This window comes from Blautia sp. AF19-13LB (assembly GCF_003479105.1).
GTDB classification, from domain to species: Bacteria; Bacillota; Clostridia; order Lachnospirales; family Lachnospiraceae; genus Fusicatenibacter; species Fusicatenibacter saccharivorans.
This window is the reverse complement of the sequence record NZ_QUGO01000059.1, coordinates 1-1,562: the sequence shown is the minus strand read 5'-3', so window position 1 is coordinate 1,562 and position 1,562 is coordinate 1. Positions and strand designations below refer to the sequence as shown.

1 protein-coding gene is annotated in these 1,562 nt (G+C 33.8%); it reads left to right on the top strand.

From position 1 onward, the window contains the following. The first annotated feature begins 153 nt into the window (after positions 1–153). Complete coding sequence (locus tag DWX32_RS19205; RefSeq protein WP_243037651.1) at positions 154–1,443, top strand: IS4 family transposase; 1,290 nt, start codon at positions 154–156, stop codon at positions 1,441–1,443. Positions 1,444–1,562: the final 119 nt, after the last annotated feature.

The window sequence follows — 1,562 nt, the reverse complement described above, 5'->3', positions numbered from 1 at the left end:
CAATGTCATTAACTTAAAAGCAGAAGATATTTATTCCGAAATGGATTAGATATCTTCTGCTTTTTTTGATATGCTTATATTGTAAAAAGAAGCCATGAACCTGCTCAAAAAAGGATGTGATTATGCATGAAGCATTCTCAGAAACGTATATTCATGGATATAGAAAAAATGACTTCTGATGAATTTAAGGCATTTTGCCGATCAGGTAATAAAAATTATTTTACCAGAATTCGAAAAATGCCTCTTCAGGATCTTCTTTTCACGATGATAAACAGAAAGGGGTTGACGTTGGCATTGGAACTGAGAAATTATATGAAACTTGCTCATCCTGGTGTGTCTATTTCAAAACCAGGATATCTGAAACAGCGTATGAAACTTAATCCAGATGCTTTTTTAGAATTATATAAATATCATAACCGTAACTTTTATGCAGATTCCACCTTTTCAACTTACAAAGATCATTTAATATTAGCCGCTGACGGCTCAGATATTAATATTCCTACCACTGCTGAAACACTGAAACTATATGGTTCTGCAAGCCGGAAAAACACAAAGCCCCAAGCTCAAATAGGATTAGGCTGTATTTATGATGTAATGAATCGTATGATACTGGAAAGTGACTGTAATAAGGTGAAATTTAATGAAATGCGCCTGGCCGAAAAACAGATGGAGCGAATACCGGAAACAATAGGCAGCATTCCCTATGTTATTATCATGGACAGAGGCTATCCTTCTACGCCAGCGTTTATACATATGATGGATAAGGATATTAAATTTATCGTACGTTTAAAAAGCAGTGATTACAAAAAAGAGCAAAACAGTTTAATAGAAAAGGATCAGCTAGTTAAAATAAAACTTGATAAGTCAAGAATCAGACATTACGAGGGAACGCCAGATGGAGAACGTATGAAAGAATTAGGTGAAATTTCATTGCGTATGGTAAAAATCCTATTAGAAAACGGAAGTTTCGAAGTTTTGGCTACAAATCTTTCACAAACTGAATTTCATACAGAAGAAATAAAAGAATTATATCATATGAGGTGGGGGATAGAGACTGCGTATGAAACGCTAAAGAGTCGGTTACAGTTAGAGAATTTTACAGGAACAAAACCTATTCTGTTATTACAAGATATATACAGCACTATATATCTGAGCAATTTAGTTGAAGATATCATATTAGATGCAGAGCGTGAACTGGATCAGAAAGAAGCGAACAGAAAACATAAAATGATGATCAATCAGACTGTTAGTATTGGAATCTTAAAAAATGATCTGATTTATATACTTCTTGAAACGGATGGTCAAAAGAAAAATATGTTATTTCAGCAAATATATGAAGATATCAGTAAAAATCTTGTTCCCATTCGTCCTGATCGGCATTATACCAGAACGAAAGGGCAATTAGCAGGAAAATATTCGAATACCCATAAAAGAGCGTACTGAGCTAAAAAATACGAGTACAAAGAGAAGGGGATAAGTATGCCCATATACAAACAAAAAGCAGGAATCATAGTTTTATAAATGCTTACGATTTCTGCTCTTTGCTAAAGTTAATGACATTG

What these genes read in the sequence shown, in the direction of transcription:
- DWX32_RS19205 (WP_243037651.1), top strand. Translation starts at nt 154, where the DNA reads ATGGATATAGAAAAAATGACTTCTGATGAATTTAAGGCATTTTGCCGA.